The organism is Neobacillus niacini (assembly GCF_019749295.1).
In the GTDB taxonomy this organism is placed as follows: domain Bacteria; phylum Bacillota; class Bacilli; order Bacillales; family Cytobacillaceae; genus Neobacillus; species Neobacillus niacini_D.
Genome location: NZ_JACWFG010000004.1, coordinates 24251 through 46356, shown reverse-complemented (window position 1 = coordinate 46356; position 22106 = coordinate 24251). Strand labels below are relative to the sequence as shown.

Genomic DNA, 22106 nt, shown 5'->3' with positions numbered 1-22106 from the left:
TTATTCAATCTTCTTCTTCTGGAAACCATAAGATAATGCTAGTCCCCTTGTTTTTTCGACTTTTAACTTTAATGACTCCTTTATGTGCTTCCATTAATGCCTTTACGATGGAAAGACCAATTCCTGCACCTCCTGTTTTTCGATCGCGTGATTTATCACCGCGGTAAAAGCGCTCAAATATATGAGGAATATCTTCCTCAGCCATCCCAGCGCCTTCATCTTCAATCTTGAAGCCTACATATCCTTCTTTTTCAGTTTGTACCGATATGGTTACATTCTTACCTTCTGGAGTATACTTTAGGGCATTGTTCAAGACATTAGAAAGGATTTGCATTAAACGGTCCTTATCTGCCAGGAAAAGAAATTCATGACTAGGCTCTTCTATATGAAGGAGCACACCCTTTTGCTTAAATAATGGTACAAACATTTCCCATAATGCAGCCAGCACATTACCAGCTTCTACTTCTACTTTTTCCAATTTAATTTGTGGATTCTCGGCAGCCAGCAGCTTCTCAAGTTCGTTAACCAACCTTACTAATCTCATAAGCTCTTCATGACTTGATTGCAGTCGTGCCGGTGTAGGCTCCCAAATCCCATCCTGGTAGGCTTCAATTTGACTCCTTAATGTGGCAAGCGGTGTCCTTAGTTCATGGGCTAAATCGCCCGTAAATTGTTTTCTTAACATTTCACCCTTTGCCAATGATTCTGCTAGATTATTAAAGGAAATCGCCAGCTGTTTAACCTCAGTTGGTAATCCAGCCAGAGGAATTCGGATTGAGAGATTATGCTGCTGGAGCTCATTTGCTGCAAAGGATACCTTATTTAAGCTAGATGTTATTTTTTTTGAGAACAACATACTTAGTAGAATGGATAACAGTATCGTTAAACATACGGCGGCATAAATGTATAACTGAATCGTTTGTAAAAAATTATACTCATCATCAATTAAGCCGATTGGGTAAATAGCTACAAGTTTACCAATCACTTTATTGTCGGCTCTCAGAGTATAAGAGGCAGAATGCCACTCCTCATCATTCGGTTCGGGCTCGGTCAATCCCAGGCTGTTCAAATACCCCACAATATTAGAGGTCCCCATTTGCAATTGACTACGGTTATCATATAAATCGAAATAAAGCTGATCAGTCATCGCATGTTCATGGAGGAAACCAAAAACCGGGTCCCTAGTGAAATGGCCATTCTTCTGATAGCCCTTTTCAATCTCCGTAATGATTCTATCAATCTTCTTTTCTCGGTTACGATCCAGATAATTCTTAAAGCTCTCTTCAAATCCCCATTGCATAAAAAAGCTGACAAAGAGAATTCCAATCATCGAGCTGAGTAGTAAATAAAAGAGAATTCTAGACCGCAGCGTTTGAAACATCCAGCACCCCTCCAAATTTATAACCCATCCCGAATACGGTGAGGATAAACGAAGGCTGCCTGGAATCCAATTCAATTTTTTTCCGAAGGTTTTTAATATGCGTATCGACACTTCGCTCATAGCCTTCGTAATACATACCTTCATCCTGAATCTTTTCAAGTAGATCCATCCGGCTGTATACTCTGCCAGGATTGAGTGCCATATTGGTGAGCAATTTATATTCAATTGGGGTCAAAATAACATCCTGCCCTTTAACAGTCACTTCTTTTTTGCTTAGGTCAATTGCCAGTTGCTTGTTATTGAATTCAATTCGTTCCACTTTCTCTGTTTTCTTGACCCTTCTGAGTATTGCTTGTACCCGTACCACTACTTCCCTAGGGCTAAATGGCTTCGTTAAATAATCATCCGCCCCCATAACAATCCCGTTAATGCGGTCATCTTCCGCAGACTTAGCGGTCAGCATGAGAATGGGGACATCTGATTCTTTTCTTACTAAACGACATACCTCTTCTCCAGAGATATCAGGAAGCATTAAATCTAAAATAATTAAATCAGGATTTATGTTTTTCGCCTTTTTTAAGGCATCTATTCCATTATCAGCACAATGAATTTCATAGCCTTCTCTTTCTAGATAGGCTTCGAGGACTTCTAGGATTCTTTTCTCATCATCAACTAGTAATATCTTCATCGTTCTCACTCCCCTTAACTACAATATATCATGTTAAGGGATGGGTGTTTTCATCTTCACAAATTCATCACAAGTTCTTCATAACATCTACAATATTTCTCGATAAGATGTACCTGTAGCAATGAAAGAGTTACTCTTCTCCTAAGGTAATGAATCTTCTTGCTTCCCAATTTTAATCTCTCTTTTTTACATAAGGGTTTCCTCAACGTGAGGAAGCCTTATTTTTTTTGCATAACTATATTAAGGTTGCCTATTGAATTGCGCTTCAGAGGATTGAGGACTAATCCCACGGAGCCGTCAGGAAGATTTGTCCTTAATACAGGGGATTAAGGACTAATCTCACGTACCGACAGGAAGATTTGTCCTTAATACAGGGGATTGAGGACTAATCTCACGTACCGACAGGAAGATTTGTCCTTAATACAGGGGATTGAGGACTAATCTCACGAATCGACAGGAAGATTTGTCCTTAATACAGGGGATTGAGGACTAATCTCACGAGCCGCCAGGAAGATTTGTCCTTAATACAGGGCATTGAGGACTAATCTCACGAGCCGCCAGGAAGATTTGTCCTTAATACAGGGGATTGGGGACTAATCTCACGTACCGCCAGGAAGATTTGTCCTTAATACAGGAGATTAAGGACTAATCTCACGTACCGTCAGAAAGATTTGTCCTTAATACAGGGTATTGAGGACTAATCCCACGAGCCGCCAACTTTAATCGAGATCTTGAGGAATACTCACACGAATGAACTATTCATAAGGACATAGTTGCCTTTATATTCACCAAAACTATGTCTCAAGTAACCTTACTGACTAACACAAAAAGGGAACAAAGTTTATGAAGAGAGCGGTTGGCAAAGACCTTTAGCAGCATTTTGTATAAAAAAGAACCTTATCATTTTCCGATAAGGTCCATCAATGTTTAATCTTCTGTTTTTTTAATGGTGTCTGTTAGTTCTTGGATACTGCTTTTTACATTTCCTTTTCCTGAGTAGTTCTCGATTAGTTCTTTTACGTCGATTCCGCTAGATGCTTTTAATGACTCTTGAAGTGTTGCCATTAGGTTTGTTGCATAACCGGTAATCTTGTTGGCGCCGCCATTTTCTCCGGAACCACCTGTGTCTACCACGGTAATCTTATCAATATTAGAAAGCGGGCTTGCTACCTGCTTCGCATATTCAGGAAGCATTTTGATGATCATATCTAAAATGGCCGCTTGACCGAACTGTTCGAATGCTTCTGCAATCTTTTCTTTTGCTTCTGCTTCAGCCAAACCTTTCAAGCGAATAATTTCAGCCTCTGCTGTACCTTGTGCCTTTTGAGCCTCCGCTTTGGATAAACCATCGAGTCGAACTCGTTCTGCTTCCGCCTTTGCCATTGCTTCGATACGATACTTATTCGCTTCTGCTTCAGCAATTTGTTTTGCCTTATCCGCTGCTGCAGCCTGCTCAACGGAGTAGCGGTCCGCATCGGCTTTTTTCTTCACTTCAGAATCGTATTGACGTTCACGGCGCAGAATTTCTTTTTCTTCCAATTCAATCTGCTTTTGTCTTTCGATAATTTTAACTTGCATCTCTTGTTCGGTTACTTCTTGCTTTGCTCTTGCACTTTCCAATTCATACGCCATGTCAGCCCGTGCTTTTGCACTATCTTGTTCACGGCGGAACTCAGCAACCTTTAGTTGATTCACTTTTTCTGCCTCAGCGATTTCAGTTGCCCGTTCTAATTCAGAACGCTTAGCTTCTTTTGCTGCCTCTGCTTTTTTAATTCTCGTTTCTTTATCCGCTTCCGCTGTCGCGATATCAGCATCACGTTTCACTTGGGCAATACGCGGTTTTCCAAGTGAATCTAGGTAACCATTCTTATCGCGAACATCTCTAATTGTAAAAGAAACAATCACTAAGCCCATTTTTGCTAAATCCTGTGAAGCGACTCGCTGCACCTCTTGAGAGAACTTATCACGGTTCTTATAAATTTCTTCCACTGTCATAGAACCAAGGATTGATCGTAAGTGCCCTTCAAGAACTTCTTTTGCTTCATTTTCACGGTCATCCTTCGCTTTACCAAGGAACTGTTCAGCAGCGGTCGCAATTTCACTAATGGAGCCGCCAATTTTGATGATTGCTACACCATCCGCCATGACCGGTACCCCTTGCTCCGTATACACTTCTGGTGTCGTTACTTCAAGCTTACTTGAAAGCAAGCTAAGCGGCTTTGCTTGTTGAAATACTGGTAAAATGAAGCTTCCTCCACCGCGGATGATTTTGATTTTATTCCCTGATTCATCTACATGAACATTTCCATTTCCTAAGAAACTACCTGTAACAATCAGCGCCTCATCTGGCCCTGCTGTTCGATACTTCGTAATAAAAACACCAATTAATGCAATCAAAATAAATGCGACAATCCCAATAACAATCCAAAAACCTAAATCCATCTAACCAACCTCCCTATAATAAATATGTCTCTACTTCTTGATGGGAACTTACTTGAAGCACTCCATCTTTTATATCAACCACAAGCACATTCGTTCCATTGTCAATCTGGACAGAATCAAAGCTTGTTGCTGGTTTTGCAATTCTTCCGCTAATACTCTCAATCATTACTTCCCCATACCCATCTGCCGGAATCGCTGTAATAACGGTTCCAATCCTGCCTCTTAAGTCACTTTCTTTATATACAAGTGACTCTTCAGCATTCGACAATGGGAGAAGGATAAAAACATTTAAAAAAGTAACCAGGATAAAGGCTATAATGGCTGATATTCCTATGATTCCAAAATAATGAATACCGGTAAGCTTTTCTAATAAATATCCGCTTGCTGAAAAAAGGGTTACAAAAGCTAAGATAATCACTGGATTAAGAAAATCTGGCCCATCAAAGTGGACAACGTCTGCAAAGAATACATACAAAATAGTTAAAATACCTGAACCAATTAATCCATATAAATAGATGGTTTCTAATGGCAGATTGAATACCTCCATTGGCACCACTCCCTTCCTTATCTATGTAACTTTAATACGGTTAAAAATTGGAAAAGTTTCACTTTTCTAACTAAATTTTACCTAAATAATTAAAAAAGTACTATGACATTTGCCATAGTACTTACTGAATCATATTTAAAAATTTCTTGGTCCGTTCTTCTTTTGGATTGGTAAAGATATTTTCAGGTTTATCCCTCTCCACAACGACACCTTGATCCATAAAGATAACCTCATCAGCAGCCTCTCGGGCGAAGCGCATTTCATGTGTAACAACAATCATCGTCATCCCTTCAGTCGCTAGGTCCTTCATTACTTTTAAAACTTCACCGACTAGTTCAGGATCTAAAGCTGAAGTCGGTTCATCAAACAGCATAACCTTTGGTTCCATTGCCAATGCTCTGGCAATTCCAACCCTTTGCTGCTGTCCCCCTGAGAGCTGTGCAGGATAATAATCCACTTTATCCCCCAGCCCTACCTTTTCTAATAAAGTTTGCGCCTTTTTTCGAGCGGATTCCTTATTCTCATTTTTTACAATTACTGGCCCCTCCATCACATTTTCAAGAGCTGTTTTATGTGGGAATAAGTTATAGCTTTGAAACACCATACCCGTTAATCGCCTAAAGGCGGCAATATTTTTCTTCGGTACATTACCCGAGAAATCAAGTGTGTTGCCCTCAATGGAAATAACACCTTTCGTTGGTGTTTCTAATACATTTAGGCACCGCAGCATGGTTGTTTTTCCTGAGCCTGATGGTCCAATTACCACTACTACATTTCCCTTTTCTACCTCTATGTCAATTCCTTTAAGAACCTCTAACTTACCGAATTGCTTATATAATCCTTGTATCGAAATCACCGTATTCACTCTCCCTTCTATTACACGTAACGATCTAGTTTCTTTTCTAAAACTTGCTGGATAATGGAGAGGATAAAGCATATTACCCAATAGATCAGAGCAGCTTCAGAATAAACCAATAAAAATTCATAATTACTCGCTGCAATTTCCTGCGCTTTACGGAACATCTCAGAAACTAGCACGAGCGATGCAAGGGAAGTATCTTTCACCAGACTAATAAAAGAGTTAGATAACGGCGGAATTGAAACTCTTGCTGCCTGAGGCAGGATAATCCTTCTTAACACCTGTGAGTAGCTCATTCCAATCGAATAGCCCGCCTCCCACTGTCCCTTGGGTGTCGAAAGAATTGCAGCTCGAATGATTTCAGAGGTGTATGCTCCAACACTCAGAGAAAATCCAATCACTGCCGCTGTATAGGAATCAATAATAATTCCGATGTTGGGAAGTCCATAAAAGATAATGAATAACTGTACGATTAGCGGAGTACCGCGGATTGCTGAAACATATACCCTCGCAATCATCTGAAAGATTCTTACATGGGAAATACGAGCCAAGGCAGTTAAAATGGCTAATACCAAACCCACAATAAAAGTAATAATGGTTAGCGGTATCGTATAAAAAATAGCCCCTTTCAAAAGGGGCAGAAAGGAACTTTGAGCAATATCAATTAAACGGGCCGTTCTCTCTGGGTCAGCAAAAATACTACTTAAGTACATCTTCACCAAACCATTTCTCTGAGATTTTTTTATAAGTTCCGTCATCAATCATTTCCGTTAATGCCTTGTTGACTGCCTCTACAAGGGTATCACTCTTTTTTCTGAACATGAGCCCGCTCGCAGATGCTTCTTCGCTAGTATCAACAACTTTTATGGGGGCATCAGGTCTTTGTTTTGTATAATCTAAGTACGAAATTCGGTCGTTTATCGTTACATCGACCCGTTTGGAAGCAAGAAGTTCAACCGCTTGAGTGAAGCCTTCCACACTTACTAGGCTGGCACCAAACTTTTTAGCCATATCTCCATAATTACTAGTCAATGACTGTGCAGCATTCAACCCTTTTATATCTTCAAAAGCCTTTACTTCATTATTATCCTTGTGTGCAATTAAGACAGCCGCAGAAGTAATGTATGGATCAGAGAAGTCGTATTTTTCTTGACGATCCGGGCGGATTCCAACTTGGTTGGCTATCATATCAAAGCGCTTTGCGTCCAGGCCGGCAAATAAGGCATCCCATTGTGTTTCCTTAAATTCAGGTTCTACCCCTAAACGTTTAGCAACCTCGGTCGATATTTCGACATCAAATCCAGTAAGATTTCCACTTTCATCATGGAAAGTAAAAGGAGCATATGTACCCTCTGTCCCTATTAGCAGTTTTCCATCATCCTTAACCTTTGCTAGTAAATCTTGATCATCTGCCTTTTCTGTGGTCTTATTATCTTCTTTTTTATCCTCTTTTGCTTTCTCGTCTTTACCGCATGCTGACAAGACTATAAGAATGCTGAGTAGGAGTGCAAAAACAAACATTAATTTCTTCAATTCAGTAACCTCCTCATGAGTTGTAGACATTCCAAAACTACATAAGGTTATACTTCCCATTTCTCTCATTAAAATGTAAAACACCTGACAGAAAAAAACTGTCAGGTGTGAGGGTAATGATTATGCAGATAGTAATTCTTCTCGTTCTTTCTCCATCCTATGACTCTTCTTAAGCGATCCGTAAAAGAAGATCCCGCTAGATAAAAGAACAATCCCTAATATAAAGGTCTTTAAATCAGAGGTTCCTGAGATAATAACCCAAACAGAGTAGAGTGTTGCAACTGTTGCAATGACTCCGTCTAGAATACGCGATTTTAAAGTCATGTAGGATTCGCCCTTAATCACTAATTTCAACTGATAAACAGAAGCGATAAAATAAGGTACTAAATAGGCTAACGTAGCAATGACAATAATAAAGTCAAATGCACCTGAAATTGATTTAGATACGGTTGAGAAAATAAAGATTTGCGCAATTCCGTTTGTTAAAACTAAGGAAAATATCGGAAGTCCTTTTTTGTTTTCTTTTAAGAAAGCAGGAAGAAATAATCCTTGCTTTGCTGCTTGATATGGCACTTCAGCACTAAGCATGACCCAGCCAATTGTCGAACCAAATAAGCTGACTAAACCAATAGCCGCTAATACTTTCCCGCCAACTGGTCCTAAGACAGTTTGAATCGCATCAATCAATGGCTTTTCTGAAGAGATAAGAGTATTTTGGTCCAGCATCCCCATTACAAGTGTGCTAATCCCAATATAAATACCCAATGCAATAAATAACCCAACAATCGTTGCACGTTTTACATCAATTTTCCTTTTAGCACGAGAAGCAAAGACAACTGCAGACTCTAACCCACAGAATGCCCATAATGTAACGAGTGCTGCATTATTAATCTGTGACATTAAGCCAAATGTTTGTCCTGAATCACTCAATCTTGTTTCAACTATTGGCAACATGTTGGTCTTGTCAAAGGCAAAAAGTCCAACAAGGATAAAAAGTAAAAACCCAGTTACCTTAGCAGCAGTTGCTGCAAAATTTAGCTTACCGGCACTTTCTAAACCTTGTAATATGATAAAATGTGTTCCCCACAAGAGGACACTGCAAACAATAAACGTTAATCCATTACCAACTTTTAGCGTATAATTGCCAATTGTAAACCACTCAGCCTGACTTGTTAGAATAGGGAAGAAGGTTGATAAATACCCAGCAAACGTAGTAATAATCGCGACATTTCCGGCCACATTTCCAATCCAATAACCCCATGACGCCATAAATCCAGATAGTATGGAGGCACCGGATTCCGGTTTAAATAGCTCTTTCGCATAAATTTGCGGTCCGCCCGTTAAATTTGGTTTTCGGATGGCTAAATTACCGAATACCAGGGCAATCATCAAAACACCTACTCCAGTAAAAAGCCAAGCTAACATAACTCCGCCAGGGCTTGCTGCTTCAGATAATGAACGCGGCAGCATAAATATACCTGAGCCAACCATATTTCCAACGACTAGCGCCGTCAATACCCAAAAGCCTAATTTATTTGAATTACCCAAGTAATAAACCTCCAATCGATTTACACAGTTATTAATCATAGCGAATGAATAATTATTATAGTAACGTAATAATAATACGAGCCTCTATCATCACAGTCAATGGAAAATTTATCACACAAAGTTATTTTAGACAAAAAAAATAGTAAGATAATCTCTTGAAAGAATTACATTACTATTTTTACATTTGTATTATTTTCTTGCATATTCTGCTTTGAATTGAACCTGCGAGGAAAAACCTCCGACATGTCCATGGCCGTTCCTAGTATAACATCTTGACCAAATTCGTCAACATCTGGTTTTATGGAAATTAACATTAATCTATCTTGACATACCATTTCAAAGGTGAAACTTTCTTGAAGTTCCATAGAAAAGCGGCAGTACTTATTAATGGATGCCTCAGGTGCTGGGAGGATCTTCGAGATCGAAACTCCAATAACTTCTTCCTGAGAATAAGATATTTCCTTAACTAGCTCACCACCAATATTTGTACAAACAAACTGTTTTCCAACTTTCCTTAACCTGAAAAATAATCCCGGATACTCTGACATTGAATTTTGTTCTTTTAAATCCTGGACGTTATAATATTCAGAAAAATAAAAGCCTTTTAAGATAAAATAAAAGCCAAAGACTTTAAAAATGTGACCTAAGAAGTTATCTACATCAAAAACACTTTGATAGATGGTAAAAATCAATTCGGTAAGCAGTAAAAAGACAAATGCTAAAGCGAAAAATAATTTGTCTTCTTTTCTATCGAGATAGTATTGATATAAGGCGACGACCAATGAGATAAATAAAATAAAACTTACCCCATATTCAATCCCATTTTTTAATAAAGTAGTTCCTTTACCTTCGATTACAAGCATTGGGAGGCTTTTTTCAAAGGAAATGATACTATATCCTACAATGCCCGTTAAGATTATCCCAAAAGCGAATGTTACAAGACGATAATCTCTCTTTAGTTTCCGATCTGGCAGGAGTATAAGGGTGAGCATTAAAAGGGATTGAATAACTCTCGCAGACACCCAAAACCACGTAGCTTTCTGCACCGAGCTAGCTGTAATAAAGAACGGCATGCCCTTAAAGGAAAGGGTGTGAAATAAATCAATAATTCCTACTATTAGAAATGTAAAAGCCAAAAGCAACAATCTGGTAGACCTTGTTGTACTATACTTTTTTATGCCGTAAAGGAAAATGGTTACTGAAATAGCTATACAGATAATCTCTAAAAAGGAGTGAATGGCTACATAGTTATCGGGGTTGTATATATTATTAATTTCAGTGAGGAAAATACGCACGATCATTAATAAAAAAATAGCACTTACGGTATATAGCAGGAATTTAGTTTCTGTCATCCTCGATTTCATATTTCCCACATCCTTTATTTAGCCAATCATAGGTTACTATAATTATAAAACCTGTTAGTAAAAATGAACGAAGGAAATATATCAGTTTTATGAATCTTTAAAACAAAAAAGGAGAGGAATATCCCCCTCCATTACTTCCACCATTGGTCAAACATGGTTGCTGGAAGCTGTCGTTTATGTTCTGTAATCAGATAACGCTGCTCAATTTTTTCCGCAATTTCTTGTGTTACCTGTTTTCCTTCTAAGTAATCATCAATGTCGTCATAAGTAATTCCTAGTTCTGTCTCATCGGCTTGTCCTGGCTTCTGATCGAGTAAATCAGCAGTCGGCACCTTCAAATAGAGTCTTTCCTCTGCTCCCAGTTCTTTTAATAGTGCTTTGCCCTGACGTTTCGTCAATCCGCTTAAAGGAAGGACGTCCGCTCCGCCGTCACCATACTTCGTATAGAATCCGGTAACCGCTTCGGCTGCATGGTCTGTGCCAATGACGAGCAAACCTTCCATCCCTCCAAACGCATACTGAGCAATCATTCTTAGTCTCGCCTTCACATTTCCTTTATGATAATCACTTAATGGCTCGGAGGTGGATACAGCATTATACTCTGATTGAACAGCATCTACTGCTCCTTGGATATTAAAGGTATACTCACGGTCTGGGGATATGAACTTCATAGCACGAACTGCATCCTCTTCATCCTGCTGAGTCCCATAAGGCAGACGGATCGCAATAAATAAAGCTTCTTTTCCTTCATTACGAAGTTCTTCCACTGCCAATTGGACCAGACGCCCCGCTAGTGTTGAATCTTGCCCGCCGCTAATTCCTAATACATATCCTTTTGCTTTTGTTTTTATTAAATAGTTCTTTAAGAAGTTAATCCGGTTTCTTATCTCTTCCTTAGGATCAATTTCAGGTTTTACTTGTAAGTTTTGCATAATTTCACTTTGCATGTTTGTATTTACCTCCATTCTTCATATATGCTTATCTGTAAATTTATCATAATTGTTTAACATTTACCTAAAATCTTATCTCATACCTCAACAAATGATATGATTATAGAATTAGTTTTCAGCTAAAGATAAGGTTATCATAAATGATGGAGGACTAAAATGAACCCAAAAACATGTAATGAATCAAGAGTAGTCAGGACGGGCAGGATCTTTCCAAATGATGTAAACAATCATAATACCTTATTTGGAGGCAAGTTAATGAGCGACATGGACATGATTGCCTCCATTTCGGCTGTGCGGCACGCTAGAAAAGAGGTTGTTACAGCCTCAACAGACTCTGTTGATTTTTTAAGTCCGATTACCCCGCAGGACTCTGTATGTATTGAATCTTTCGTTACCTGGACTGGAACCAGTTCTATGGAAGTTTTCGTCAAAGTAATTGCAGAGAATTTACTAACAGGTAATCGAAAAATTGCTGCTACCGCTTTTTTAACTTTTGTTGCTTTGGATGAAGAAGGAAAACCATCGAAGGTACCTGCAATTATCCCTGAAACGCCAGAGGAGAAAAAGCTATTTGAAACAGGAAAAGCGAGAGCTGAAAAACGTAAAGAGCATCGTAAAAACAGTAAAGAACTAGCTAGTTATTTCACAACAGAAAAACCTTGGGAATAAAGATAGGCTGCTATTTTAGCTAGCCTATCTTTATTTTTTCACCAAAGAATCACCGTTCCAAGTCATTACACCATCTTCTTCATCAAACTCAATTGTGACATCGACGACGCCTTTTTCTGCCATGATTTTCTCCTGTAAACGATCTTTAATATCATCTGCAGCGGCGATTGTAAGACTAGGGTCAATCTCGATTTCCAATTCCACATGTAAATCTTCTCCTTCTTTAATTACCGCAAGATCTTGGATATCTTTCACATCAGGATCAGACATCACTAATTGACCAATCTTCTCTTCCATCTCCTCATCTGCCCTTCCAAGAACCCCCGCAGCATTATCCAAAAAGACTCGGCCGACGACGAAGAACATCATTAAACCGATGAGAATAGAAGCTGCTCCCTCAATCCAAAGGACACCGGTAAAGTGGGATATAATAACAGCAAGTATTGCCAGTAAGCCACCGCTTGTTGCGACTAAATCCTCCATGAAAACTAGCTTTGTTGCAGGCTTTGCTCTGCCTAGATGGGCAAAACTTCTGAAAATAACACTTGGGCCGCTTGCTGGTTCACCGACTTCATGCATGACTTCCTTCATTGCTTTATAAAGAACGTACATTTCAAGGATAAGGGCAAATGCCAGTACACCTACATTAATTAGGAACCCTTCTGATTTTGCTGGATGCAGAATATGGTGATACCCTTCTTGGATGGTCTCAAACGCCATAATTCCAACGATTAATACCGCTCCCAATAAGACTAGGTTGACCAGTCGACCAAAGCCATTTGGAAAACGGTCAGTAGGAGACTTTTTACTTAAGGCAGATCCAATAAATACGAAAAACTGGTTAGCTGCATCCCCTAGACTATGCATCGTTTCTGCAAACATTGCGACGTTGCCAGTAAACATATAAGCAACACCTTTAGCGATGGAAATGATGGTGTTGACAATTCCTGCAATTAAGGCAGACTTATTGCCCTTTCTTAATAATCTAAATAATTCTCCCATTATACCCCTACTTTCTCCTGCAATAGATATCTTTACTATTTTCAAAAAAAGACCATTTCATGAAAATAGCTCCCTTCCTATTTAGTGAATTTTTTCCAATAGGTAAAATTGCTGGTAGAATAAGGAGTATAAACGGCTTCACTGATTATTGGGAGGAATGGGAATGAAATTAGAAGAAGTTATGAGTAAGCTTGAGGAACTGGGATCAGAGCAAACGAAAAAAATTTATATGAACCACGGGGTAAAGGAACCTTTCTTTGGAGTTAAAGTAGGTGACTTAAAGAAGCTCGTAAAGTATGTGAAAAAGGACCATGAACTTGCATTGGCACTCTATAATACGGGTAATCATGATGCGATGTACTTAGCTGGACTTTCTGTGGACCCAAAATTGATTACAAAAGAAACTCTGCAGGATTGGGTTAAAAAGGCCTATTGGTATATGCTCGCTGAATATACAGTTGCAGGTGTTGCAGCTGAAAGTAAATATGCACTTGAACTTGCACGAGAATGGATGGATTCACCTGAAGAAATGACCGCTGTATGCGGCTGGAATACATATACAAACTTTCTCTCTATTAAGCCAGATGAAGAATTGGACATCGAAGAAATTCGCAGCAGACTAAATCAAGTAGAATCAACGATTCATCAGGAGCGAAACCGAGTCCGATATGCTATGAATACATTTGTTATTAGTGTTGGAGCCTATGTGAAAGAGTTGCACGAAGAAGCAATGTTCGTTGCAGACAAGATTGGTAAGGTTCATGTCAATGTTGGGAACACTGCATGTAAAGTACCAGTAGCAACACAATATATTAATAAAATTGCCCAGAGAGATAAAATAGGTATAAAGAAGAAAACGGCAATTTGCTAGAAAGAAAACCCCCATCGACGTGGGGGTTTTGACATTTATACGTTTTTCAATACTAAAAGCAATCTGTTATTTCTCGCATTTCTTTCTTCTTCTGAGGCTAGATCGTATTTTTTCAAAAGATGAAACACTTCATTTAATAGGTCCTGGGTATGTTCCTGGGCAAAAAATTGATTAAATAAAGGCTTTATATCTTCCGGAAGAAATGCTGCTTGTGATTCATATTTATTTTTTACATCTTCCTTTATATGGTCTAGTTTGCATTCGCTCATTCTCATCCACCTTCCACGATTTGTTAATTTTAGAATATCAGAACATTATTTAAAAACAAACCCATTCTATTATTAGAATGGGCTGCACGTTACACTTTTTTATTGTCTGTTACTTCTAAGACATCCAGGATGAAAACAAAGACTGGAATACCAATGATTAAACCCCAAACACCAAAAAAGTGTTCAGAAAATATTAAAACTAGGAATGTATAGAAAACAGGTAAATTTGTTTTGGAAGACATTAAATTTGGATTTAATATATACGCTTCGATTGCGTGGATAATCATAATCGCAATAAACACATAAAGAACCGTCATGATTCCGCCAATACTATAACCAATGATGACGAGTGGAATAAGAGAAATAATTACTCCGGCAACGGGGATTAAACCCAAGAATAAAATCATAATGGAAAGTCCGCCTAATTGCGGGAAACCAAAAATCCATAATGCGATGGTTGTCAGAATACAGTTAACGACCGCAATGATTAATTGTGCTTCGATTACCTTTCCAAAGGTTCCGACGAATTTTAATGAGAAGAATTCGATTTCTGCATAAATAGAAGCAATCTTACTGGTTTTAAATTTTTTAGTAAATTCAATTAAACGAGGTTTTTCTAATAAGTAGAATAAACTCATCAAAAGAGCAATAAGTATTTGCAAACCAAAGGTACTAATATCCGTAAAATAAGTGATTAAGAAGGTAAAGCCTCTCTCCAAATAATTAGAAATTTGAATTTCCTCAAGTCGGCTAACCAAATAATTTAAGATGATATTGTCATGCTCTTGCGTGTAGAAGGCGGTTATTTGTTTAATTAATGCGGTTATTTCACCAATAATCATTGGTAAGTATTTCACAATACCGTAGGTAAGTAGACCTACAATGGTGGAATAGGATGCAACCACAAGTATTTTTCGGTTAAGTGGTATTTTTCTGTTCAAGAAGATTACTAATCGGTCCATTAGAAAGGTAAAAATAAACGTAAATAAAATCAAATTGATCATATCTTTTAGTCCATAAAGAACTAACGCCAGTAAGACAAAAATAGAAATTCTTTTAAAACCACTGCTTTTAATTAGATTATTTATCATATTAATTTACCAAACCCCATTTTTATGTCCTGATTTACTATGTATTAATTTTATTATAACAAATAAGTAGATAATTGTTACTTTTAAGAATGAATTCTTTAATAAAAAGATTCATTCTTAAGTCCCAAGAAACGATAAAGAAATTTCTAGCAGATAGACAGGCAAATTATCCTTTCCCGTCTCATACATTTTCTAAGAGTGTGTAGTTACATGAATGGAGAATGAATATTAAATGGAGGGATGAATTTGTCTGGAGGTCAACGAGCACTTTTATATATTTTGTCTTTTTTCATACCTGTTGTTGGAATCATTTTAGGGATTGTATGGATGAATGATCAAGATATTGAAAAGAAAGCAATTGGGAAAACTTGTTTAATTGTGGGTATTGTCGCTATTGTCCTTAGCTGTATTTGCTGGTTTGCTGCTTCAGCACTTTCCATTATCCCTGCCTTTATGACATACTAATCTGATGGGAACCCAGTTCATAATGTTGAATTGGGTTCTTACTTGTAGGAGTGATTTTATTTGCTTCATGAAATTTTACATTTTTTTGGAAGGGCTATTTGTCATCAATTAGAAGAAAGATCCCTCCACGTTTCTGGGGAAGCACTTGCGGTGTGCGCAAGAGATACTGGGATTTATATAGGAATATTTTCTACCCTTATTTATTTACATTTCTCCAAGAGCGGGAAAAGTATTACAATTCCTTCTATTAAAAAAAGCTTTATACTTCTTTTGTTCCTTGTTCCACTAATTATCGATGGAATAGGATCTTATTCAAACCTTTTTGAATCGAATAATCCTCGAAGATTAATAACGGGTATTTCCTTTGGTTATGTTTTGCCTTATTTTATCTATCCTTTACTTTCTAAGAGTTCTTTAGATAGGGAAAGCGACCCAGTTGTAAAAAGTAGCAGGGATTTATTCATCCCTCTGATGGCAGCTATTTCTATTGGAGTTCTATTTTACTTAGGACTGCCATCACATTTAGTACTGGATAGTTTAATTATTGTTACAGTGATAGGATGGTTTAGTCTATTGGCCTCCTTGCTATTTCCTTTCATACGTCGAGTGGGTTTAAGGCTGACTTTTTCATTTCTTGTCAGTTTATCCTTCCTTTCACTTCTCTCATTAGGACATGGTTGGATTCTATCATTCTCCCATTGAAACCAATATAATATGGGAGTTTTCCAAAAAATAGATTTCATATTATGGACAAAAAACTAACCTTAATTTCTATTGACAATGATTCTCATTATCTATAGAATCATCCTTATAAACAACTTCGGAAATGGGGGATCATCATTATGTTTAACATGCTATTTGGGTTAAAGGATATTCACACGGTTATTGCAAACCAACGAAAAATTGGCGGTGCCGCAGAAGCAGATTCAATCACTCTCTCTTCTGGTGAAACCTACTTAAACCCCGTGTTTACGAATGTTGATTTCTCAAAAGGACAGTATGTATCGATTGGATTTATTGATGAAGAAGGACAGAATATCATTGCCCATGTGGATCAAATCGGTGTCATAAAAGGATTAGAGCATAAATTAATCTGTCAGCTAAATAACACATATATTAAACAAATGTTAGTCAGGGATACTTTACAATACCTGCAAAAGCTATGTGAGGTTAATGCTGGGTTTGTAACAAAAACCTTTAAAAAAGAAGCACTCAGACTGGTTCAGGATATTAGTGTAAATGAATTAAAGAAACACAATGTCTCTCTTCCCTTCCCAGTTGAAGATAAAATTGTTAAATTAGCATAGTAAAACGAGGTCCTGAATATGGACCTCGTTTTTTTATAGGATTTCTGTCTGACAAGCCAATCGATACCCGTTTGACAGTTGTTCCTTTATTAGCTTTTTCTGTTCGAGCGTGTTTGGGACTGATAACCCAGGTGATTTTACTACTCTAACTGTGCACTGACCGCATGTTCCTTTGCGGCATTTGTAATTGATTGGCTTACCTTGATTCAGTGCTGCGTCTAATAGGTTTCCTTTTACAGGCTGGATCAAAATCTTATTGCCGTTTTGCTCGATAATCATTTCTTCTGTTTTGGGTTTAGGGATTTCGGTCGGAACTGGGGCTTGTTGTTTTACAATGAGCCTGCCTGGAATGAGAGAACCGACTGTAAAAATGCGATTATTCATTCGTCTCCCATAGCTTCCAATGTACAAATGGCTGAAGGCCGCTTGATTCGTAAAACTACTGTTTCAAAAACCCGAAACGGATGGTTCAATCCTTCCTCACCCAAGTACGCCGTTTCAAAATCCTCTGAAACCGCCAAATCTAAATTATTCCGCCCTGTATTAACCAGCACACCTGATTTTCCTTTTAAAACAGGAGATTGGAAAACCCCGTCGGTAACTAATTCACGAATATGTTCAATTTCTAATACATTTGTATCACGATGAACTCGATGTATAAGTGAGTACAGCTGTGGTGATAATACAAGTGCAAATGGTCCATTGTGGTTCATTTCAAGCAGCTTATTTCTAGCGTCAACAATGTCTTGAAAGGCGTTTCCAGACTCATACCATTCACCAATCAAATGGGTGATTCTTCCGGGTACATTCATTAAACCAGGGATATCAAATTCCTTGGCACCATGAAAAATCATCTGGTCCTCTAGAATCGCTACATCACGAGCTGCGTTTGCTGCCGGCGAAAAATCAATCGGAATATCTAATACCTTTGCCTGCTCAAGATCACGCCAATATAATACGAAGTCTTTATATAATAATGGAATCGTATAGTTTACTCTCTTACTCGACTCAATATCAGAATCAAAGGATCCCTGAAAATCCATCTTTGCTTCTAAATTTTCCGAGAAAATGTCATTAAAGATACTTTGTACTCCTCTGCCAAGAGGACCGTACAATTCAATAAACCTGCGGCCAACCAATTGCCTTCTTGCTGCTTCAATGACAGTTTGATCTAATTGTGTAAATTCTTGGTTTGATAACGGTGATTCTGGGTATAATTGCGTTTTATTCATTGTTCTATCCTCTCTTATTCCTTAAATTAGGCTTCCCACCGTAAAGCCCTTTCTCTGTTTAGACTGAGGAGCATGATATACAGCTTTTGCAGCTGCTGACCGGTCCAAATGGTCATGATCTTCGTCATGATGGGCATGCGGGTCTACATAATTGGTATCAAAACGACTATTAATTTCGTTCAATATTTGTTTTACCTGCTGATAATCCTTATACGATACTTCTCTTAAACCGTTTAATAGACTGCTTCTCTCGACGTCGGTAAAGCGAAACAGAGCTAAATCAAGGTGTTCGACGAAGTTATGTAATCCGAACTTTTCAAGATTAAGCTCTTGTAAAAGTCGATTAAATTCATTGTTGGCTGGAGAAAATTCTTTCTCGTCCTTTACTTGTTGAAATTTACTTATAAGCGGGATTAGTACAACTAGACGGGATAAACGCTGTTCTTCTTCTTCATAAATATGGTGATAATATAATCTTTCATGTTCATCAGTGGCATTTTGAATAACTGGATCGAGCATATTCATAAATTTTTCTATCGCATCTTTGGTTGTGGTAAATATATGATAAAAAATCTTTAATTCTTCTTGCACTGCCTCCACCTCCTACTACTCATAACAATCATTATTGACGTTGAATTCATTTCCTAAAACATTACGTTACAATCTTTTGAACAAATTAGTTACGTGAATAAGTCTGGTCGATTGATACATAATAACTATGGCTATTATCATCACTTAGGAGGAGAAAAATATGATGCAAAACCAAGGTCAACAAGGACAAATGCACCAAAATATGCATACAGGGAATGTCCCTCCACAACTAAACCATGGAGGCCATGAGGTAATTGACTTAAATGAGGTTTTAGGAGCCGCTATTGGAGCTATGAATTCGTACATGTTATTACGCCAGCATGTACAGGATCCTGAATTGCTGGATATTCTAGATCGCCAATATAAATTTATGCAGGATGAATACAACATCACGGTGGAATGTTTTAAAACCGGACAAAATCCTTCTCATCCTACTTCAAAATATATGATGAACCAAGGGAACGACTTCATCTACGGTATGAAGCCCGCTCAGCCAAAGAAACCTTGGCAATCGGTAACAGAAATTAATGATGAATACATTTCAAGCTGTATGCTCGCTTCCTGCAAATCGAGTGCTTCTATGAAAACGATGGCAGCACTTGAAACAACCAATCCAGTGGTTCGCCGTGTGCTGGCCGATTCGATTCCAAATTGTATTGAGATGGGTTATGAACTGTCTATTTACCAAAATAAACATCATTACTATCAAGTGCCGCAGCTTGCAGAGACAGATATGAATAACTACAGAAATACCTTCGCTCCTGCACAAGGACAAGCGATGGGGCAGCAGCCAATGGGTCAAATGCCAAATAACATGAACAACAATATGCCGCATTAATATCAAAAATAGTTAAACAAAAACACCCATGAATGTTGAATTGACAACATTCATGGGTGTTTTCCCTTTATATTAGACCAACGGTAAAACTTTCGCTTCCTAGTTCTGGTATTAGTTTCATACCCAGTTCAGTTGCTTCAACTGTTACATTATCAGCCTTGCTTATTTCTGAAATGCCTCTTACTATTAGGCTCCATGGTTTTCCTGTTGTTTCAGCAGCATTTACAACAAGCTCATTTCCAAAACGAGTGGCTGTAACGGCTAATTCTACTTCTGATTTTGTGTTACGGACAGTAACACTTGTCGTTTTACCATCTTCAAGTTGGAAGAGATGCAGTTCTACATTTTGTGCATAATCATAATCAGCATTATTTTCATCATTACCTATTGCGATGATAGAGTTTGGACGTGCATATAATGGAAGGCTTAAATAATCGTGATTCTCATGGAACCATGTTCCGCCATCCACAATTTCATTCGTTAATAGATGGGTCCATTTTCCTTTCGGAAGATAAAAGGAGGCATCTCCTTCTTCATTTAGAACTGGCGCAACAAGCAGGGAATCCCCAAACATATATTGCCTATCAAGTGTTTCAGCAGCTAAATCATCTTGGAATTCAAGAAGCATCGCTCTCATCATTGGAAGTCCCAATGTTGACGATTCATTCGCTGAATTAAAAATATACGGCATTAATTTTGCCTTTAATTTCGTAAAGAATTTTGTTACTTCTACTGCTTCTTCATCGTATGCCCAAGGTACACGGTATGACTTACTTCCGTGTAATCGGCTATGACTAGATAATAAACCAAAAGCTACCCAGCGCTTAAATAAATCAGCAGGTGCCGTGCTTTCAAATCCGCCAATATCATGACTCCAGAATCCAAAGCCTGTCAGTCCAAGTGACAATCCTCCCCGGATACTTTCAGCCATCGATTCATAGGTAGCATCGCAATCACCGCCCCAGTGGACAGGGAACTGTTGACCACCCGCAGTGGCTGACCTGGCAAATAAGGTTACCTCTCCGTCTCCAAGCTTATCTTTTAACACATCAAATACTACTTTGTTATATAAAAACGTATAATAATTGTGCATTTTATCAGGGTCGGAACCATCATAGTAAACAACATCCACAGGTATTCTTTCACCAAAATCAGTCTTAAAAGAGTCAACACCCATATCTACTAATCTTCTTAGATGGCCCGCATACCATTCACAAGCAGCTGGATTTGTGAAATCAACAATTCCCATGCCTGGCTGCCATCGATCCCACTGCCACACATCTCCATTAGGCCGTTTAATAAGGTAGCCGTTAGCAGCAGCTTCATCGAATAATTTTGATTCTTGTGCAATATAAGGGTTAATCCACACACAAATTTTTAGATTTTTTTCTTTCATCCGCTTTAACATTCCATCTGGGTCAGGGAACATTTTCTGATCCCATTCAAAGTCGGTCCAGTTTAACGCCTCCATCCAGAAACAATCATAATGGAAAACAGATAATGGAATATCTCTTTCCCGCATTCCTTCTACGAAACTTTTAACGGTTTCTTCATCATAGTTTGTCGTAAAAGAGGTAGATAACCATAGTCCAAATGACCAGGCAGGCGGCAATGCAGGTTTCCCTGTTAAGGATGTGTAATTGGATATTACACTTTTCAAGGTTTCCCCGCCAAAAATAACGTATTCTAATGATTCACCTTTCACGCTGAATTGGACTTTAGAAACCTTTTCTGAAGCAATTTCTAAGGAAACATTTTCTGGATGGTTAATAAATACTCCATATCCTTTATTGGATAGATAAAAAGGGATATTTTTATAAGATTGCTGTGATGCCGTGCCGCCATCCTGATTCCACAATTCAACCACCTGGCCATTTTTTACAAAAGATGTGAATCGTTCTCCTAGACCGTAAATATTTTCCCCAACACCTAAATTCAATTCTTCTCTTACATAGGTTGTTTTATCAGCACTTTCGGTAACATGTGTCATTGCCTTGTAACCGCTGGCAGTCATTTTTTTGCCATTATAAAAGTATTGGACTTCCCATGGTCCTGTTTTATTGATAACTGCACTACATTTCCCGCTCGTAAAACGAATTTGGTCTTCATTTTCCTCTATTGAAACAGGAACTTGCTTTTCAATTAAATTGAATTCTGGTCCACGCTTTACTTTTCCTTTATGGTGGATGATCTTTACCCGAATTGCATCTTCGATTGGAGCTGAGAATTCAACTGTCAATAATGCTGTATCTAGCTGGAAACCACGGTCGGAGAGATCCTTCGGCGCAACTAGTACTTTTAATGTGTTTCCGGTTTGAATTGCTTTAAAAAACTGTACCCCAGAAATCAGCTCGAGTCCTTCTCGAATCAACCAATAACCATCTGTAAATTTCATGATTTCACCTCTTAATTTATTCAATCCATTCAAGCTATTAAAAAAGCATTTTATTTAAAAGAGA

General features: G+C 38.2%; 23 protein-coding genes. 6 read left to right on the top strand and 17 right to left on the bottom strand.

Annotated features, from left to right (window positions below; genetic code table 11):
- Nucleotides 1-4: 4 nt before the first annotated feature.
- The 10 genes from H0184_RS07800 to nadE form a co-directional block, all read right to left on the bottom strand.
- Nucleotides 5-1381 carry a HAMP domain-containing sensor histidine kinase gene (locus H0184_RS07800; protein ID WP_221823169.1) on the bottom strand — a complete coding sequence of 459 codons (1377 nt, stop codon included), beginning with the start codon at nt 1379-1381 and terminating at the stop codon, nt 5-7.
- Nucleotides 1359-2069, bottom strand: a complete 711-nt coding sequence (locus tag H0184_RS07795) for a response regulator transcription factor (RefSeq protein WP_221823168.1) — start codon at nt 2067-2069, stop codon at nt 1359-1361. Before H0184_RS07795 ends, H0184_RS07800 begins: the two co-directional genes overlap by 23 nt.
- Nucleotides 2070-2996: 927 nt before the next feature.
- On the bottom strand, nt 2997-4511 hold the full coding sequence (locus H0184_RS07790) for a flotillin family protein (RefSeq protein ID WP_221823166.1): 1515 nt from the start codon (nt 4509-4511) through the stop codon (nt 2997-2999).
- 13 nt (nt 4512-4524) lie between these two features.
- Nucleotides 4525-5058, bottom strand: coding sequence for a hypothetical protein (locus tag H0184_RS07785; RefSeq protein ID WP_221823164.1), 534 nt, complete (start codon nt 5056-5058; stop codon nt 4525-4527).
- A gap of 121 nt (nt 5059-5179) precedes the next feature.
- Entirely contained in the window at nt 5180-5914 is a 735-nt protein-coding gene (locus tag H0184_RS07780) for an amino acid ABC transporter ATP-binding protein (RefSeq protein ID WP_221823162.1), read from the bottom strand.
- 20 nt (nt 5915-5934) lie between these two features.
- Nucleotides 5935-6630, bottom strand: a complete 696-nt coding sequence (locus H0184_RS07775; protein WP_221823160.1) for an amino acid ABC transporter permease — start codon at nt 6628-6630, stop codon at nt 5935-5937.
- On the bottom strand, nt 6617-7450 hold the full coding sequence (locus H0184_RS07770) for an amino acid ABC transporter substrate-binding protein (protein ID WP_221823158.1): 834 nt from the start codon (nt 7448-7450) through the stop codon (nt 6617-6619). The genes H0184_RS07775 and H0184_RS07770 overlap by 14 nt, the downstream gene beginning before the upstream one ends.
- A 120-nt stretch (nt 7451-7570) precedes the next feature.
- Nucleotides 7571-8998, bottom strand: a complete 1428-nt coding sequence (locus tag H0184_RS07765; RefSeq protein WP_221823157.1) for an amino acid permease — start codon at nt 8996-8998, stop codon at nt 7571-7573.
- A 164-nt stretch (nt 8999-9162) separates the two neighbouring features.
- The gene (locus H0184_RS07760) at nt 9163-10362 is read right to left on the bottom strand and encodes an MASE3 domain-containing protein (RefSeq protein ID WP_221823156.1); all 1200 of its coding nucleotides are present in this window, start codon (nt 10360-10362) and stop codon (nt 9163-9165) included.
- Nucleotides 10363-10493: 131 nt separating this feature from the next.
- A complete protein-coding gene (gene nadE, locus H0184_RS07755; protein WP_313771733.1) occupies nt 10494-11309 on the bottom strand; it encodes an ammonia-dependent NAD(+) synthetase in 816 nt (271 codons plus the stop codon).
- Nucleotides 11310-11468: 159 nt separating this feature from the next.
- Between nadE and H0184_RS07750 the strand changes: the two genes are divergently transcribed.
- Nucleotides 11469-11981, top strand: a complete 513-nt coding sequence (locus H0184_RS07750) for an acyl-CoA thioesterase (RefSeq protein ID WP_221823154.1) — start codon at nt 11469-11471, stop codon at nt 11979-11981.
- A 30-nt stretch (nt 11982-12011) separates the two neighbouring features.
- On the opposite strand, the gene H0184_RS07745 is transcribed toward H0184_RS07750, so the two are convergent.
- Nucleotides 12012-12983: a cation diffusion facilitator family transporter gene (locus H0184_RS07745; RefSeq protein ID WP_221823153.1), complete on the bottom strand. Its 972-nt coding sequence runs from the start codon at nt 12981-12983 to the stop codon at nt 12012-12014.
- Nucleotides 12984-13146: 163 nt separating this feature from the next.
- Between H0184_RS07745 and H0184_RS07740 the strand changes: the two genes are divergently transcribed.
- Nucleotides 13147-13854, top strand: coding sequence for a DNA alkylation repair protein (locus H0184_RS07740; RefSeq protein ID WP_221823152.1), 708 nt, complete (start codon nt 13147-13149; stop codon nt 13852-13854).
- 35 nt (nt 13855-13889) lie between these two features.
- Here H0184_RS07740 and H0184_RS07735 read toward each other — a convergent pair whose 3' ends face one another.
- Both H0184_RS07735 and H0184_RS07730 read right to left on the bottom strand, forming a co-directional pair.
- Nucleotides 13890-14123, bottom strand: coding sequence for a group-specific protein (locus tag H0184_RS07735; protein ID WP_221823151.1), 234 nt, complete (start codon nt 14121-14123; stop codon nt 13890-13892).
- An 89-nt stretch (nt 14124-14212) separates the two neighbouring features.
- Nucleotides 14213-15214: an AI-2E family transporter gene (locus tag H0184_RS07730; protein WP_221823150.1), complete on the bottom strand. Its 1002-nt coding sequence runs from the start codon at nt 15212-15214 to the stop codon at nt 14213-14215.
- Between the two features lie 246 nt (nt 15215-15460).
- On the opposite strand from H0184_RS07730, the gene H0184_RS07725 reads away from it, so the two are divergent.
- The 3 genes from H0184_RS07725 to H0184_RS07715 all read left to right on the top strand — a co-directional run bounded on the left by H0184_RS07725 (nt 15461) and on the right by H0184_RS07715 (nt 16986).
- Nucleotides 15461-15679: a hypothetical protein gene (locus tag H0184_RS07725; RefSeq protein ID WP_221823148.1), complete on the top strand. Its 219-nt coding sequence runs from the start codon at nt 15461-15463 to the stop codon at nt 15677-15679.
- A 60-nt stretch (nt 15680-15739) separates the two neighbouring features.
- On the top strand, nt 15740-16381 hold the full coding sequence (locus tag H0184_RS07720; protein ID WP_221823145.1) for a DUF2085 domain-containing protein: 642 nt from the start codon (nt 15740-15742) through the stop codon (nt 16379-16381).
- A gap of 140 nt (nt 16382-16521) precedes the next feature.
- The gene (locus H0184_RS07715; protein WP_221823143.1) at nt 16522-16986 is read left to right on the top strand and encodes a hypothetical protein; all 465 of its coding nucleotides are present in this window, start codon (nt 16522-16524) and stop codon (nt 16984-16986) included.
- A 33-nt stretch (nt 16987-17019) separates the two neighbouring features.
- On the opposite strand, the gene H0184_RS07710 is transcribed toward H0184_RS07715, so the two are convergent.
- From H0184_RS07710 to H0184_RS07700, 3 genes are read right to left on the bottom strand one after another with little or no spacing between them, the layout of a single operon-like run.
- Nucleotides 17020-17370: a 2Fe-2S iron-sulfur cluster-binding protein gene (locus H0184_RS07710; RefSeq protein ID WP_221823141.1), complete on the bottom strand. Its 351-nt coding sequence runs from the start codon at nt 17368-17370 to the stop codon at nt 17020-17022.
- Entirely contained in the window at nt 17367-18218 is an 852-nt protein-coding gene (locus H0184_RS07705; RefSeq protein WP_221823139.1) for a family 1 encapsulin nanocompartment shell protein, read from the bottom strand. The genes H0184_RS07710 and H0184_RS07705 overlap by 4 nt, the downstream gene beginning before the upstream one ends.
- Nucleotides 18219-18239: 21 nt before the next feature.
- Nucleotides 18240-18809 (bottom strand): IMEF encapsulin system ferritin-like cargo protein, encoded by a 570-nt coding sequence (locus tag H0184_RS07700; RefSeq protein WP_221823138.1) that lies wholly within the window; start codon nt 18807-18809, stop codon nt 18240-18242.
- A 160-nt stretch (nt 18810-18969) separates the two neighbouring features.
- On the opposite strand from H0184_RS07700, the gene H0184_RS07695 reads away from it, so the two are divergent.
- Nucleotides 18970-19647 carry a spore coat protein gene (locus H0184_RS07695; RefSeq protein WP_396953582.1) on the top strand — a complete coding sequence of 226 codons (678 nt, stop codon included), beginning with the start codon at nt 18970-18972 and terminating at the stop codon, nt 19645-19647.
- Nucleotides 19648-19714: 67 nt separating this feature from the next.
- Here H0184_RS07695 and yicI read toward each other — a convergent pair whose 3' ends face one another.
- Complete coding sequence (gene yicI, locus H0184_RS07690; RefSeq protein ID WP_221823137.1) at nt 19715-22042, bottom strand: alpha-xylosidase; 2328 nt, start codon at nt 22040-22042, stop codon at nt 19715-19717.
- Between the last annotated feature and the right edge of the window lie 64 nt (nt 22043-22106).